We start from the raw sequence: 15,977 nt of genomic DNA, 5'->3' as shown, positions 1-15,977 counted from the left end.
AGCCCGGCCTTCGTAGCTGAAAGCCGGGCTTTTTGTTATGATACGCCTTTTACTGATCGAACTTTTACCACGTTTCTAAGCTTTCAGGAATAATTAGTTTCTGCTTTGCCCGGTTTCTGTTATCCTCTACTGTATTGAGTAACGCTACACCTTCCGATCAACTTCCTGAAACCTCATCAACTGCCCTGCCCCGGCAGTTGACGCTGCTGCAAGGCACGGCGCTAAACATGATCGACATGGTCGGGATCGGTCCGTTTGTTGTGTTGCCATTAGTCATCAAAACCCTTGGCGGACCGCAGTTTCTGTGGGCGTGGGTGCTGGGAGCGGTTGTTTCGCTGGTCGACGCGTTTGTGTGGGCTGAGTTGGGGGCCGCTTTTCCGCGGGCCGGCGGCAGTTATAACTTCCTCAAAATTTCCTACGGGGAGCAGCGATGGGGCAAACTGTTGTCTTTTCTCTATGTCTGGCAAACGCTGATTCAGGCACCTCTGGTTATGGCGTCGGGCGCCATCGGCTTCGCTCAATATGCTTCGTACCTGATGCCGCTGGAAGAGTGGCAACGCAAGATCGTTTCGGGAGTTGTGGTGCTGATTATCATTGCGTTACTGTACCGAAAAATTGATTCGGTCGGTAAAATAGGTCTGGTCATGTGGGGAGCGGTGCTGCTTACACTCGGCTGGATTATTGTCGGCGGCTTAAGCAACGCCCGGATTCCGTTGTCGGACACGCTACAATCGGTTGGGTCGGTGAGTGGCGGACTGATCGCTGCGGGCCTGGGGCAGGCTTCTGTCAAAACCATTTACTGCTACCTGGGCTACTACAACGTTTGCCATTTAGGCAGCGAAATTCAGCAGCCTACGCGGAATATTCCCCTGAGTATGTTTATCTCGATTGTGGGTATTGCCCTCCTGTATCTATTGATGAACATTAGCGTGGTGAGTGTAGTACCCTGGCAAATTGCCCAGAATAGTGATTTCATCGTCAGCACCTTTGTCGAAATCCTTTATGGGCCCCAGGCTGCCCGTCTGGCAACGGTACTTGTATTGTTGGTGGCTTTTTCGTCATTATTTGCCGTACTGCTGGGGTACTCACGGGTACCCTATGCTGCTGCCGTCGACGGACAGTTTTTTCAAATCTTCGCCCGATTGCATCCGACGCGGCAGTTTCCGTACGTTTCGCTGTTGTTTTTAGGCGGACTCGGTTTTGTCTTTAGCCTGCTGTTCCGGCTGGGCGACGTCATTACAGCTATTCTGGCAATGCGAATTATGATCCAGTTCGTTGGCCAGGCCGTGGGTTTGCTGTTGTTACACCGTCGGCGGGCCGCGGCTGAGTTTCCGTTCCGAATGCCTCTGTATCCGTTACCCGTAGTGCTGGCCATCGGGGTCTGGGTATTTATTTTTTTCTCGACCGGTTTAGGGTTCATGCTGTCCGGGCTGGCCGTAACGGTTCTGGGCGTTATTGCTTTCCTGACGTCGGCCGGGGTTCGAAAGCAATGGCCCTTCGCCAAAGCGGAACCTGCAACCGACTATCGGTAAGGTACTTCCGACGGGTTCACTATCTTATCCGAAAATCAATCCAGGCGATATCGTCTTCACCGTTGAAATTATTGGCCATTGGCGTTAGGCTTCCCGGTACAGAATCCGCGTCTGGTGTGTCCGTTGCCCATATCTGAGCCGAATTATTCACCGCAGTCGACGACCCAATAGTTGCCGTAAAAACCCACTGCGTAACGGTATTGACGGCCAAAGCGGCAATCGTTCCTTCGATGAGTGTATAAGCACTGTTATTGCTGATGACATTCAGGCCAAGTGGTAAGGACTGTAGTGCCATACCGCGCAGCGTATCCCGAACGATGACATTAGTGGCTGGCACACCTCCCATATTGCTAACGCTGAGCGTAAACGTTACGGGCTGTCCCATCGTTGGTACGCGCTGATTGGCCATGATTGCCACCGACAAATCGGCTTTAGTGGGATCAGGCAGTGGCTGGTTGGAGATAACGGCTGGCATTGGCATCTGGTTAGGATTAGGCGAAGCATAAATGGCATTGCTTCCGGCCATTGTTCGCATGGATACCGCTGCTGCATCGTCCTGCCCATCGCCGGTACCCGAGCCGGGTTGCGAGTCAGGATCGGTCTGATCGCTACTACTAATCTGAGCAGCATTGACATACATACCGGCTAAAGAAGGCTGAAGCTGATACGTAAAAGTCCTGCTCTGACCGACCGCTAACGAAAAGCTGCTACCCCCCGTAACTAGTGCGCCAGCGGCCGATACATCCGTTCCGCCACTGACAAACAGCAAGCCTTCCGGTAACCGATTCTGCCATTGAATACCCGTAGCATTATCTGGTCCGTCATTCCGTACTATCAGTGAATAGCTTACCGGCTGATTGACACCCAATATGATCCTGTTTTGCCGCAGATCTAAGTTCAGATCGGCCATCGGCTGAGCAGTGCTACCCTGCTGTACGACAGTCAGCACATAATCTTCCGTCTCGCCGTAGTTGTAGGTGCCGCATGGGTCGGTAGGAATCGTAGCGTAGGCGATTGTAACCCGAATCGGTAACGCTCCGACAGACAGACTGGCAGGCAGACTGATCGTTCCTGAAAACTGGCCGGTAACCGTTGTTGGCGTCTGGAACAGCTGTTCGCCCTGGCCGGAGTCGAATATACCGTTTCGATCCAGATCGGCCCATACCGTTACCCCTTCCGGAAAAGTTGGATTAAGTAGCGTACCCGATATCGAATAGGACATACCGGCTCGTACCGATGTTGTTGTGGTCGTAAAGCTGCTATAACTGCCTGGCATACACATCGTATTCTGACTTAGCATCACTCCGTTCACTGCTACACTCGATATGCCGTCTGTTTCGGAGCATTGGGTCAAATACGTTGGGTGGCATGAGAGGGTCTGGATACTGATTACTTGGCTCAGTCCAGACGTAGTTGCGTTGGATGGCCGAAGCCGGTAATAGTACTTCGTGAAAGGAGCCGTTCTGGAATCGGTGAAGGTGGTCGTGTTAGGACCTACTCCGCCAATCGGTATAAAATTCTCACTGGGTGAAAGCGACCGTTCGATGAAATACCCCATTTCATTGGTGGCATTATCCCGCCAGGACAGTACGATATTACTATTATCCAGGGATGCAACCAGGTTAGTCGGAGCTGCTACGGGCGTCGGCGCACAGTCTAAGGTATAAGCCGTGTGCGTCTGACGCAGCGCCAGTCCCGCCTGCATTCGGTCGTATTGACCAGGGGTGAAATTATGTGTACAAGGGAAATAGTACGACATGATGTTGGACAGAGACGGCGAATAAGCCTCCCCGTTGGCGTCGCGGGCGGTGCTGCTGCTATCGTATTGAACGCACCCGTTTACGTAGACTAGTCTGGCTCCTGAGTTGTTGTATGGGTCGGCGGGCGTATCGCAGACATAGTCGCCATCGGTCGTGCAGTTTGCACCCGTGCCCCGGGTAACCAGTTCGGTCGTTGTGCCGGAATTGAGCGTACCGTTGCCCGATACTTCGCCAAATGTATGCACAAGATTGAAGTTATGACCTAACTCGTGGGGAATCAGCCGGTTTCCCATATCGTCCGGACTCCAGGTCTCGTTCAGGATAAAAGAGCGGGTCGAGGCCACGAAGTTGCCCGGATAGTAGGCGTAACCACCGGCGCCGGAAATGAACGAGTTGACGTAATACTGATTCAGGGCGTTGGATACATCATGCCCCCGGGTGACGGTTTCTTCGTCACTCATGTTGTCGTACTGTCCGTCGTTGTCTACGTAATCTGGGGATGTACCGCAAAAATAAAACTGAATACCGTATCCATTGAGCAGATAATAGCTGTTGGTAATAGCCATTACCTGATTCAGACTGGCCAGGTCCATGCCACCTGTGCCATTGCTCTTCCGTAGGATATGCGGGCGGATGGGTACGTACGTGATAGACGTAAATGCAGCTTTCGCTCGTTTTTGCTCATAAGCAACAGCCGCTTGCTGATTTATGGCCTGCCGCTCAGCTACTGTCAGATTAGGTGTACCGCAGAAAGCCGGACCCGCCTGTGTAGGATGTTGGGCGCGAAGTAGGGTAGGTAATAAACTTAAGAATATGGCCGCTAACCGTAAATAGTTTCCCATAGGAAGTAAAGATTATCATGCCAGATGGATAGAATATCATGTTAAACATAATACTATTTGAGTAATTTATAGGTTAAATATTTTTGATATGATCTATGAAATCATTAATGGTTTTCTTATGAGGTAATTTGTAAGATAAAATTTATGCGAAAAGAAGCAGCCTGGTCATCAGGCAGGCTAGATAACTCGTTTGGCTATCCGGCTTGCCTGATGACCAGGCTGCTTTGAGTGAATAAAGCCCTATTTCAGGGCATCGAATAAAATTTCGGCGGGGTGCAGGGCCTTACGTGAAGTACCATCTTTAATCTGATGGCGACAGGAAGTACCCGGTGCCGCGATAATAACGTCGTTGGGTTGCTGACGAACCGTTGGAAATAGAACCAGTTCGCCCACCTGCATCGATACGTCGTAATGTTCGGCTTCGTAACCGAATGAACCGGCCATACCGCAACAACCCGACGGAATCAACTGAACCGTATAATTTTGGGGCAACGATAGCGCTTTCTTTCCCGGAACCTGCGACGAGACAGCTTTTTGCTGACAATGGCTGTGCAGCTTCACGAGCCGGTTCTCGTTCGTAAACTGCTCCGGTCGGATGCGTCCTGCTTCAAGTTCCCGAGCGATAAATTCTTCGAAGGTCAACGTATGTTCGGCAATATGTCTGGCATCCGCTATCAGCGATTCATCGACCAGGTCGGGGTATTCGTCGCGGAAGGTGAGGATCGCCGACGGTTCCAGCCCGACCAGTGGAGTTTCGGCCGTTACCAGGTTCTTCAACTGTCGGACGTTGCGCTCAGCCAGGGTCTTAGCGTATTTCAACATGCCTTTCGACAGCGCTGCCCGACCGCTTTCGCCATGATCGGGTATGATCACTTCGTAGCCCAGCCGCTCGAACAATTGAATCGCTTTCTGTCCAACCTCTACGTCGTTGAAGTTGGTAAATTCGTCACAGAAAAGGTAAAGTCGCATAGGGCTTTGGCCCTGAGTGACCCGCTGCGCTCTGCCAGCTGCCCACCGCTTCAACGTCGTTTTTCCCATTGACGGCATGCTCCGGTCCGGATGAAAACCAACCATACGGTTCGCCAGACGCCGAAGAGAGGGCGTGCCCAGTACGCCATTCCAGGCCCAGGGCACCCACGAGGCCAGACCCGATAACCGGGCGAAATTGGCAACTAGCCGCGACCGGATCGGTACGCCGTTCGCATCGTAATAGTGCTGCAGGAACTCAGCTTTCAGCTTAGCCACGTCGACGTTGGAGGGGCACTCGCTCTTGCAGGCTTTACACGACAGGCACAGGTCGTAAACAGCTTTGATTTCCTCATGGTCGAAGCGGTTTTCTTTCGGTGAGCGGGTCAGCATTTCCCGCAGGATGTTTGCCCGGGCCCGTGTGGTATCTTTTTCGTTACGAGTAGCCATGTAGCTTGGGCACATGGTGCCGCCCGAAGCCTGGGTTTTACGGCAGTCGCCCGATCCGTTGCATTGTTCGGCATGTTGCAGAACGGTCTGGTCCTTGTACCGGAAATAAGTCTGAAAGCCTGGGGTTTGCTGACCGGCCTCATACCGCAGGAAGGTGTCCATCGGGGGCGTTTCGACGATCTTTCCGGGGTTAAAAACACCCTCTGGGTCCCAGGTATGTTTAATCTGCCGCATCAGCTCGTAATTGTGCGGACCCACCATCTGCGGAATAAATTCGCCCCGGAGCCGGCCGTCGCCGTGTTCGCCCGACAGCGAACCGTTGTATTTTTTCACCAGCGTAGCGATTTCTTCGGCAATCAGCCGGTACTGCCGGTGTCCTTCTTCGGTTTTCAGGTTAATAATGGGGCGCAGATGCAGCTCACCCGAACCCGCGTGGGCATAGTGAACCGAATGCATGTTGTGCTTAGTCAGAATTTCGTTGAAATCCCGGATATAATCGGGTAAATCGCTGACATCGACGGCTGTATCCTCAATCACGGCCACCGCTTTTTCGTCGCCGGGCAGGTTACCCAGCAAGCCCAGACCGGCCTTACGGAGCGTCCATATTTTTTTCGTATCGTCACCAAACAGTAGCGGGTAATGATAACCCAGATTGTGTGCCTGCATCTCGGCGATCATGGCAACCGAAAGTTGTTCTATTTCGGCACGCGTGTCGCGGGAGAGGTCGACGACCAGAATAATCGGGAAATGATCGGTCGGGGTTTTCTGAACAAAAAAGCTGTTCTTCCGCTGTTCCGGGTTGGTGTCGGCACGTTCGAGAATAATGTCGTCGATGAGTTCGACGGCATAGGGTTTGTACTTTAAGGCTACCAGTGTGGCCCGCAACGCTTCGTCGATCGAATGGCAATGAACGCAGACCAGCCCGCTTTCTTTCGGTGGCAGTGGCACCAGATTCAGTTTGATTTCGGTCAGAAAGCACAGCGTGCCTTCTGAGCCCGCAATGAATTTCGATAGATTGAACGGCTCCCCACCCGTGGTGAACGGCTCCATATCGAGCAGCGCATCCAGTGCATATCCGGTGTTTCGCCGTTCGATGGTTTTCTTGGGAAAATTACGTCGGATTTCGGCCTGGTTGTTCTGGTCGGCCAGGATCGCATTCGTTTTGAGTAGGATCTTGTCGGCCAGCGTAGCCGATCCGTTTTTTCGGCTGGCTTCGCTAACCGCTTTCGTGAAATCCCAGCCGCTCATCGAACTAAATTCGACCTCCGACCCGTCGGCCAGCAAGGCTTTTACGGCCAGTGTATGTTCGCGGGTAGCCCGGTATACAACCGAGTTGGAGCCGCAGGAATTATTGCCGACCATGCCCCCAATCATAGCCCGGTTGGCGGTAGAGGTTTCGGGCCCAAAATAAAGCCCGTAAGGTTTCAGGTACTGGTTGAGTTCGTCGCGAACAACCCCAGGTTGAACCCGTACCCAGCGTTCTTCAGGATTGATTTCCAGGATTTTAGTAAAATGCCGGGAAACGTCGACTACAATTCCACTTCCCACTACCTGACCCGCCAAGGAGGTCCCGGCTGTACGCGGAATCAGGGATGTCTTATTCTGTCTGGCAAAGGCAATCAGCGTTTTTAGATCGTCGATTGTTTCAGGAAACGCAACAGCCGTTGGGACTTCCCGGTAAGCCGATGCATCCGTTGCATACAGTGTCCGATAGACCGAGTCATAGAAAAGGTCACCAGCCAGCTGCGTAGCTAAATTTTGGAGCAATTCTGAGCGCATAGACACTAATATAAACCAAATTTCGGTCGTCAGCCATTAAAATCATCAGGCAAAAATAGGTGTTATTACCACATTTTTTCGAGAGAAATCAGGAATATATCCGAGTCCTTATGTTAGAAAAGTTAAAAAGCCTTATCGAATGTTTATAACGCAATTGCCTGATAGATAAGAGATAAGGAGACTACAGTAAAACTTTATCCTAAAATAATTCAAAATTATTGTATTTATTTAAGAAATTTTATGATACGATTTTGACTAGCATTGTTTCAATTTTAACCAGTGCTATTTGTATTTTGACGGTGGCATGATGTAATTTGCTACTAGGTTCGAGTTTACATGCTATTATTTCTCGCCTTTTTACTACAAAAGAGATACAAATACTGTTTTTTGTATCTTACTTACATAGGATTAAAAGACGATAAAACATAGTTTAATAAACATGAGTTTATAGGCTTTAACCCAAAATTACTAAATGTTTAATTTTTACTGTAAACCTATGATGGACAAATCCTACAAAATTAGTCGCTTTGGTGGCTGGGTAGGTCAGGTTGGGCATTTCCAACCCCAGGCATTTGGGCGAAAAGCTTTATTGGGCTTTTTCCCCCTGCTGGCAATGATGTTGCTGCTGAGTAATTCAGTGGCATGGGCGCAAGGGCGTACCGTAACAGGTAAAGTAAGCGACCAAACGGGGTTTGGCTTACCAGGTGTAAGCATTCAGCTGAAAGGAACAGCACGCGGTACTACTACCGACGCGGATGGGAAATATAGCCTGCCAGGCGTTCCGGATGGTGCTACATTGGTCTTGAGCTTTATTGGCTATGCCACCCAGGAAGTGGCCGTAGGCAACCGCTCGACCGTCGACGTGCAATTAGTTGACGATACCAAAGCCCTGCAGGAGGTCGTAGTAGTAGGGTATGGTACCCAACGTGTCAAGGACGCAACCGGAGCGGTATCGTCGCTGGGGCCGAAGGACTTTAACAAAGGGGTTATCTCTTCTCCCGAGCAAATGCTGCAAGGTCGTGTTGCCGGGGTTCAGATCACCCCCTCGAGTGGTGAACCGGGTGCTGGTATCAACGTGCAGATTCGGGGTACTTCATCGTTACGGGGTGGTAACAATCCGCTGTTCGTTATCGATGGTGTTCCGCTTGACGGGGGAAATACCAGTGATGCCGGTGGTGTCGATTTCGGTGGTGGTACCAGTTCGGCTCGTAACCCACTGTCCTTCCTCAACCCGGCCGATATCGAAAACATCTCTGTGCTAAAAGACGCTTCTGCGGCTGCTATTTATGGGTCTCGTGGTGCTAACGGAGTTGTATTGATAACAACCCGCAAAGGAAAGGCTGGTCAGCAAAGCCTGACTTTCTCGGCCTCGGGGAGCGTATCGACGGCTATGAAACGGTACGATCTGCTGAACGCAGCCGACTTTCTGAAGGGCGTAACCGCGGCTGGTGGGGATGCCTCCGTGGTAAACAAAGGGGCTACAACAGATTGGCAGGACCAGATTTTACGGACCGGGATTACCCAAACCTACAACTTAGGTTTCGGGGGCGGTAACGAAAATACGCGCTATTTTTTCTCGCTGGGCTACCAGGATCAGCAGGGGATTATAAAAAATTCAGGACAAAAACGGCTAACGGGCCGGATCAATGCCTCGCACGAGCTATTCAACGATAAGGTTGTCATCGATCTGAACGCTACGACATCGGGTGTAACAGATACGTATGTACTCAACAGCGATAACGCGGGTGCTCAGGGAAGTCTGATCGGTGCTGCACTTCAGGCTAACCCCACATATCCCGTTTATAACCCAGACGGAACGTTCTATCAGCCAGGTGGCGACTATCGTAACGTATCAGCTATTTTAGCTTATAACCAGGATGGCGGGCAAACCAACCGGACGTTGGCCAATGCGGGAATAACCTGGAAAATACTCGACGGATTGTCATTGAAAGCCAACTTTGGTATCGACAACTCAGGGTCGGTTCGCCGGACTGCTTTCGATTCCCGGTTGAATAACAGTGGCTTTACCTTCGCTCTTATTCCCAACCTGGTTACGCTAACCATCCCCAGAAGCAATGACACGGGTCTTGGTGGGGCCGCTTATATTCAGAATCGCTATCGCAACTCTCGCTTAGTAGAATACACGGCTAACTACAATAAGAAGGCTGGTATCGGGACTCTTGAAGCTTTATTGGGCTTCTCGTACCAGAACTTCGAAAATCAGGGTAATTTCCTGTTGGCCGGTAATTTCCCATTCGACGAAAGTCAGATCAGTTACATCGATGCCATTGGTTCGGCGAATGCCAACGGACGGACATCGTATGGAGCGGGATCAGACCACACTCGCAACGATCTGCAATCGTTCTTTGGCCGGGCTATCTACAACATCAATGAGAAATATATCTTCACTGGTACGTTGCGTGTCGATGGCTCATCACGGTTTGGGATAAATAACAAATACGGGTATTTTCCATCGGTGGCCGCTGCCTGGCGCTTGTCGGAAGAAGCCTTCATTCCTAAGAATGTGTTCGATGACCTGAAACTGCGTGTCAATTACGGGGTGACCGGTAATCAGGATTTTGCGGGTGGTGCTTCGAAAATTATTTTCACCGTAAACGCCGATGGATCAACGACACAGCAGAATAACCCCAATCCAAACCTGAAATGGGAGCAGAACACAACGGTTGGCGCTGGGGTCGATTTCAGCATTCTGAAAGGTCGGTTAGGGGGTTCGGTCGATTACTTCCATAAATCGTCGACCAATACCTTGTTTCAGGTATTCTACGCACAGCCTGCACCTGTACAATACAGATGGGTAAACTTACCAGGGGAGATCATCAACTCAGGGGTCGAGTTGTCGTTAAACTTCCAGGCTGTTCAGAAGAAGACATTTTCCTGGGAGGTACTGTATAACATGACATTCCTGAACAACACCGTAAAAAACCTCGGTACGACGGTTCCTACAGGTACGATTAACGGACAGGGTTTGTCAGGTGCTTATGCACAGGTTATAACGAGTGGGTATCCGATTTTCACCTTCTACATGCCGACTTTTACAGGCTATGATACAGAAGGCCTTGGCACCTACGCAAACGGCGGAGCGTCAGCATATCAGGGAAGCCCACTTCCTAAAATCCGGCTGGGGCTGACCAATAACTTTACATTTGGTAAATTCAATGCCAGTCTGTTCTTCAACGGCCAATTCGGAGGGTACATCTACAATAATACCGCCAATGCATTGTTCCTGAAAGCGCCGTTGAAAAGCGGTAAGAACGTAACCTACGATGCGCTGAATAGCCCGGAAAGTGGCCTGAACTCAGGTTCTGTTTCGACCCGTTTCCTGGAAAAAAGCGACTACATCCGGCTGACGAACGCGTCGATAGGGTATCGGTTCGATTTGCCACAAGGTGGATTTGCGAAGTCTCTGACGATTTCGGCCACGGGGCAGAACTTATTGCTCTTCACGGGCTATACGGGTCTCAATCCAGATGTGAACACGGTGAAGACGTACAACAATATTCCGTCGCTGGGTATTGACTATACGCCTTATCCAACCCCAAGAACAGTTACGCTGGGGTTAAATGTTGGCTTTTAAGCAACCAAAATAGGTTACGTTTCGTATATGTTTTAGTACTTTTTCAGTAGCTGAAATAATACGAAGGGTAAACAACAACCAATGGTTCACTTAATATTATACACAAAATGAATTTCTCGAAATACCAGATAATCGGTGTACTTGGCATAGCTACTATACTCGGTACAGTTGGTTGCTCTGATCTGGATGACACTGTCTACGGAAAAATATCGGCTACCAGTGCTTCGTCGACTGCTGTTCCGCTAGATCCAGTCAGTTCGTTGCAGGGCGCTTATCAGCAATTGAACACAATTGCCACGAACCAGGGAAACACCTACGCTATGGAAGAACACCCCTCAGATGAAATGATGGGACCAACGCGGGGTACGGACTGGGATGACTTCGGCCAGTGGCGGAAGCTTCACCAGCATACCTGGGACCCCACCCACCCACTGATCATCGGTACATGGAATGACCTGAACAGTGGTGTCTTCCGGGCAACCCAGACTATATCGATAGCTACGGCGACAACGCAACAGAAAGCGGAGGCTAGTTTTCTGCGGGCATTCTACATGTTTTACCTCGTAGATATGTTTGGGCAGGTTCCGTTTCGTCTGGTAACCGACGATGCTGAATCCAACCCTAGAGTGTTTAGCCGGAAAGAGGCATCGAACTACGTAATCAGCGATTTGCGTTACGCCTACGCTAATCTGGCAGCGGCTGCCCCCAGCGTCGCTACGAAAGAAGCAGCCGCTACCATGCTGGCAAAAATGTATCTGAACCGGGCTGTGTATAACCAGGACCCAGCAAGTCCTTCGGGACCGTTCACATTTGCCAAGGCAGATATGGATTCCAGCATTTACTTCAGCAATGCCGTAATCAACTCTGGGAAGTTTACCCTAACGGCTGCCGGGAAATACTTCGATAACTTCCACTGGGAAAATAAAACCCGCTCGAAGGAATTGATTTTTACGATCTCGAACTCAACGGCCAGTCAGCCAGGTAACGTACGGAACCGGTATTACATGACGCTGCACTACAACCAGTATGTAAATGCCTGGAATGGTTTTACGACGCTGGCTGATTTCTACAACAGCTTCGATGCCAAAGACGAACGACGGGGTGGCTCGGTTTCTGATTTGACCCCCGTAACGGGTCTGAATTCAGGTTTCCTTGTTGGTCAGCAGTACATCGTCAAATCGGGTGCAGCTACTCAGGTCCTGGACCGTAGTGGTAAACCTCTTCAATTTACGCCTGACGTAAACATCGCATATGCGCTGGAAAACAAAGGTATTCGGGTAATTAAATACCTGCCTCAGCCTGGTGCTGTGGATAACCCAGCCAATGACTACGTTTTTCTTCGTTATGCGGACGTTTTACTGATGAAAGCTGAAGCGATTCTTCGCGGAGGTACTGACCCAACGGGGCAGTCGGCTACGCAGATCGTAAATAACCTTCGCGCAACGCGGGGTGTGGCAGCTGCTACAGCCGTCGATTTGCCTACGTTGCTCGCTGAACGAGGACACGAATTATACTGGGAAGGTTGGCGCCGGAACGATCAGATCCGCTTCGGCACGTTCCTCGATCCGGTCGATCAGCGTCCAAACAAATCGCCTGCAACAGCCGTGTTGTTTCCCATTCCGCAGCAAGGGGTTGACAGTAACCCCAACCTAAAGCAGAATCCCGGGTACTAAGTTTGATTCACGGACAAAAAGTAAACAGCAGCCTGTGACAGGCTGCTGTTTACTTTTTATAGATGCGATTAAAGAACACTAATCTACGGTAAATCAGCACTCAGAGCAGGTTGTTATTCGTTACTATTATTAATGAAAACAGGGTTAATTCTACTGGGTCTACTGCTCCTGGCTTCCTGTACCAGTAACGATCCACTCTTTCAACGAACAGATTCAACAGATACCGGTGTTTCATTCATCAACCAGCTCACAGAAACCGAGCAGGAAAATGTACTGGCATTTGAGTACTTCTATAACGGTGCCGGTATTGCCGCTGGAGATTTGAATAACGATGGGCTTGTCGATTTATACTTTACGGGCAACCAGGCTAATAACAAGCTATTTCTCAATAAGGGTGAGTTTAAATTTGAGGACATAACGTCAGCGGCAGGTGTAGCCGGTCGAACAGGGGGCTGGAAGACAGGCGTTACATTGGCCGATGTCAATGCCGATGGCTGGCTCGATATTTACGTGTGCTACTCAGGCTTACGAACGGATTCGTTACGCAGGAATCAGTTATTTGTCAATAACCATAACCTGACCTTTACCGACCGGGCCGCCGAGTATGGGCTGGATGACAGCGGCTATTCGGTACAGGCCAACTTCTTCGATTATGATCGCGATGGTGATCTGGATTGCTTTCTGATCAACCACAACCTTAAAAACTACCAGCGTAAGGAAGCGGCTGTGATGCGCACCGAACGAGACTACAACGCCGGCGACAAACTGTTTCGGAACCAGGGGCCGGATAAACGATTTGTCGATGTCTCGGAACAGGCCGGTATCAAAAGTAATCCCCTGGGCTTTGGCTTAGGCGTTTCAGTATCGGATCTGAACGATGACGGCTACCCGGACGTGTATGTAACGAACGATTTCGTTGAAGATGATTACTGCTACATCAACCAGCGAGACGGTACATTTCGCGATGAGCTGCGGAGTCGGGTAGAGCATACGTCGTACTCGGCAATGGGTGCCGATGTGGCGGATCTGAACAATGATACCCGCCCCGATCTGATGACCCTCGACATGCTGCCGGAAAGCAATGCCCGTCAGAAATTATTGCCCTGGCCCGACAACTGGAACGTTTATCAGGCTCAGTTGAAGAATGGCTTTTGGCATCAGAATATGCGAAACATGCTGCAGATCCAGCAACCGAACGGGCAGTTTACCGAAATTAGCCAACTGGCAGGAGTGTCGGGAACCGACTGGAGTTGGGGCGTACTGCTGGCCGATTTCGACCTGGATGGCTACAAAGATATTTTCGTGAGTAACGGGATCGTGCGCGATTTTACGGATGCCGACTTTATCAAGTTCTCAGACAATGCTACCGGTCAGCCCGTACTCGACCAGATTCGGCAGATGCCTTCTACGCCGACCAGAAACTATATTTTTCGCAACAACCACGACCTAACCTTTACCAACGAACAAACTGCCTGGGGCTTCGACGAACCCGCTATCTCGAACGGCTGTGCGTATGCCGATCTGGACAACGACGGTGACTTAGACATCATCACCAACAATCTGAATGAGCCGGCCCGCCTTTACCGAAATACCATCCGCGAAACGGCTTCCGCCAAGTATATCACCGTTCGGTTAAAAGGCTCTGCGGCTAATCCATTTGGAATAGGTGCAAAAGTGACCGTAGAAGTAGACAGTCTAAAGCAGGTACAGGAGTATTTTCCGACGCGGGGTTTCGAATCGTGCAGTCACGGTGAGCTGTTATTTGGCGTCAGTACCGGTGCCAAATCCGCTCGTGTCCGCGTACGCTGGCCAGACGGAAAGACGCAGCAGTTGAATAACGTTCAATTAAATCAGCGCCTTTCGCTGGACTATAATCAGGCCCGAACCAGTATAGAGCCAAAATCCGAAGCCGCAGACCCCCTATTCTCCAGCGAAGCCCATGTGCTTGATTTTCGTCACCGGGTAGATTCGACCAATAATTTCGATGGGCAGATTTTGCTGCCGATGCAGTACTCCGCTACGGGGCCGCGTATGGCCGTTGGAGACGTAAATGGCGATAATCTGTCAGACCTGTTTATCGGGGGGAACGCGCTGCAGCCGGGTCGGCTATTCTGGCAAAATGCTGATAGTTCTTTCTCGGCCCAACTGCTCCCTGATCTACAAGGGCGAACGAATATGGATGCTACGCTGGCGGATTTCAACGGGGATAAGCGCCCCGACTTGTACGTGGTCAACGGAGGCTATAACGTCCGGCAGGCGGAAATGCGTCAGGATCAACTTTGGGTGAACAAAAACGGCGTTTTGACAGCGAGTCCCTTACCCAAGGAAACGGAAAATGGGAGCTGCGTCAAACCAATCGATATTGATCGGGATGGGGATATGGACCTTTTTATTGGGGGGGGCATCCGAACATTACGGTTTCCGGCGTCAGACGAAAGCTTCGTGCTTATCAACGACGGTAAGGCCACATTCACGAAACGGTCGCTGGGTAATTTAGGAATTGTGTCGGACGCTACCGTCTCGGATATTGACAAAGACGGCTGGCCAGATGTCGTGATTGTTGGTGAGTGGATGCCGGTTACGGTATTGCTGAATCAGCGAGGAAATCTGTCCGTTAACCACCTTGAAGCATATGAAAACCTGGCTGGCTGGTGGAATCGTATCGAAAAAGCGGATCTGGACGGCGATGGCGACGACGACTTGATCGTAGGGAACCTGGGGCTGAATACGCCAATCAGAGCCAGCGAGCAACTGCCCGCTACCCTGACGTATGACGATTTCGATCAGAATGGAACGCTCGATTTTTTTATGAGTTATAGCATTCAGGGCAAGGTATATCCGGCCTATTCGCGCGATGAGATTTGCGAGCAGCTCCCCTCTCTGCGCAAACGATTCACTACTTATAAAGCCTATGCTGATGCGCGTATTGAAAACTGTTTCGATGAGCAGCAACTGCGCCAGGCGAAAACCAAACGAATCAATGAGTTACGAACCCTGGTGCTGGAAAACAGGAATGGGGTTTTAGTGCCGCATGCGTTGCCGCTGGCTGCTCAATATGCCCCCGTCTTTGGTATTCTGGCGGATGATTTCGATCATAATGGAACAACGGATCTGCTGTTGATGGGAAATAATTCCCGGATGCGGCTCCGCATTGGCAAAGTGGATGCCAACCATGGCGTTTTGTTAAGCAATCAGAGAAATTGGCAATTCAGTGAAATGTCGTCGGCCAAAACGGGTTTATACGTACAGGGCGATGTTCGGGACGTGAAAAAAGTGAATAAGTACGTTGTGGTTGGTATCAACGGCCAAAACGTACTTACGTTTAAGCCCCGTACAGGAAAGAAGCAACAGCTTGAGAAACTTGGTCAGCCGCGATAAGG

At 50.5% G+C, this 15,977-nt stretch carries 6 protein-coding genes; 4 read left to right on the top strand and 2 right to left on the bottom strand.

The window, feature by feature from the left end; translation table 11 throughout:
* Nucleotides 1-134 precede the first annotated feature (134 nt).
* A complete protein-coding gene (locus tag ACYVC2_RS02535) occupies nt 135-1,532 on the top strand; it encodes an APC family permease (RefSeq protein ID WP_461100705.1) in 1,398 nt (465 codons plus the stop codon).
* A 19-nt stretch (nt 1,533-1,551) separates the two neighbouring features.
* Here ACYVC2_RS02535 and ACYVC2_RS02530 read toward each other — a convergent pair whose 3' ends face one another.
* Both ACYVC2_RS02530 and ACYVC2_RS02525 read right to left on the bottom strand, forming a co-directional pair.
* Nucleotides 1,552-4,134, bottom strand: a complete 2,583-nt coding sequence (locus ACYVC2_RS02530) for a GEVED domain-containing protein (protein ID WP_461100704.1) — start codon at nt 4,132-4,134, stop codon at nt 1,552-1,554.
* Between the two features lie 240 nt (nt 4,135-4,374).
* Nucleotides 4,375-7,329, bottom strand: coding sequence for an FAD-binding and (Fe-S)-binding domain-containing protein (locus ACYVC2_RS02525; RefSeq protein WP_461100703.1), 2,955 nt, complete (start codon nt 7,327-7,329; stop codon nt 4,375-4,377).
* A gap of 496 nt (nt 7,330-7,825) precedes the next feature.
* On the opposite strand from ACYVC2_RS02525, the gene ACYVC2_RS02520 reads away from it, so the two are divergent.
* The 3 genes from ACYVC2_RS02520 to ACYVC2_RS02510 all read left to right on the top strand — a co-directional run bounded on the left by ACYVC2_RS02520 (nt 7,826) and on the right by ACYVC2_RS02510 (nt 15,975).
* The gene (locus ACYVC2_RS02520; protein WP_461100702.1) at nt 7,826-10,924 is read left to right on the top strand and encodes a SusC/RagA family TonB-linked outer membrane protein; all 3,099 of its coding nucleotides are present in this window, start codon (nt 7,826-7,828) and stop codon (nt 10,922-10,924) included.
* A gap of 107 nt (nt 10,925-11,031) precedes the next feature.
* On the top strand, nt 11,032-12,597 hold the full coding sequence (locus tag ACYVC2_RS02515) for a RagB/SusD family nutrient uptake outer membrane protein (protein ID WP_461100701.1): 1,566 nt from the start codon (nt 11,032-11,034) through the stop codon (nt 12,595-12,597).
* Between the two features lie 132 nt (nt 12,598-12,729).
* Nucleotides 12,730-15,975 carry a VCBS repeat-containing protein gene (locus ACYVC2_RS02510; RefSeq protein WP_461100700.1) on the top strand — a complete coding sequence of 1,082 codons (3,246 nt, stop codon included), beginning with the start codon at nt 12,730-12,732 and terminating at the stop codon, nt 15,973-15,975.
* Nucleotides 15,976-15,977: the final 2 nt, after the last annotated feature.

The sequence above is a fragment of the Spirosoma koreense genome (assembly GCF_054777875.1).
This window is presented reverse-complemented; position numbering and strand designations above follow the sequence as displayed.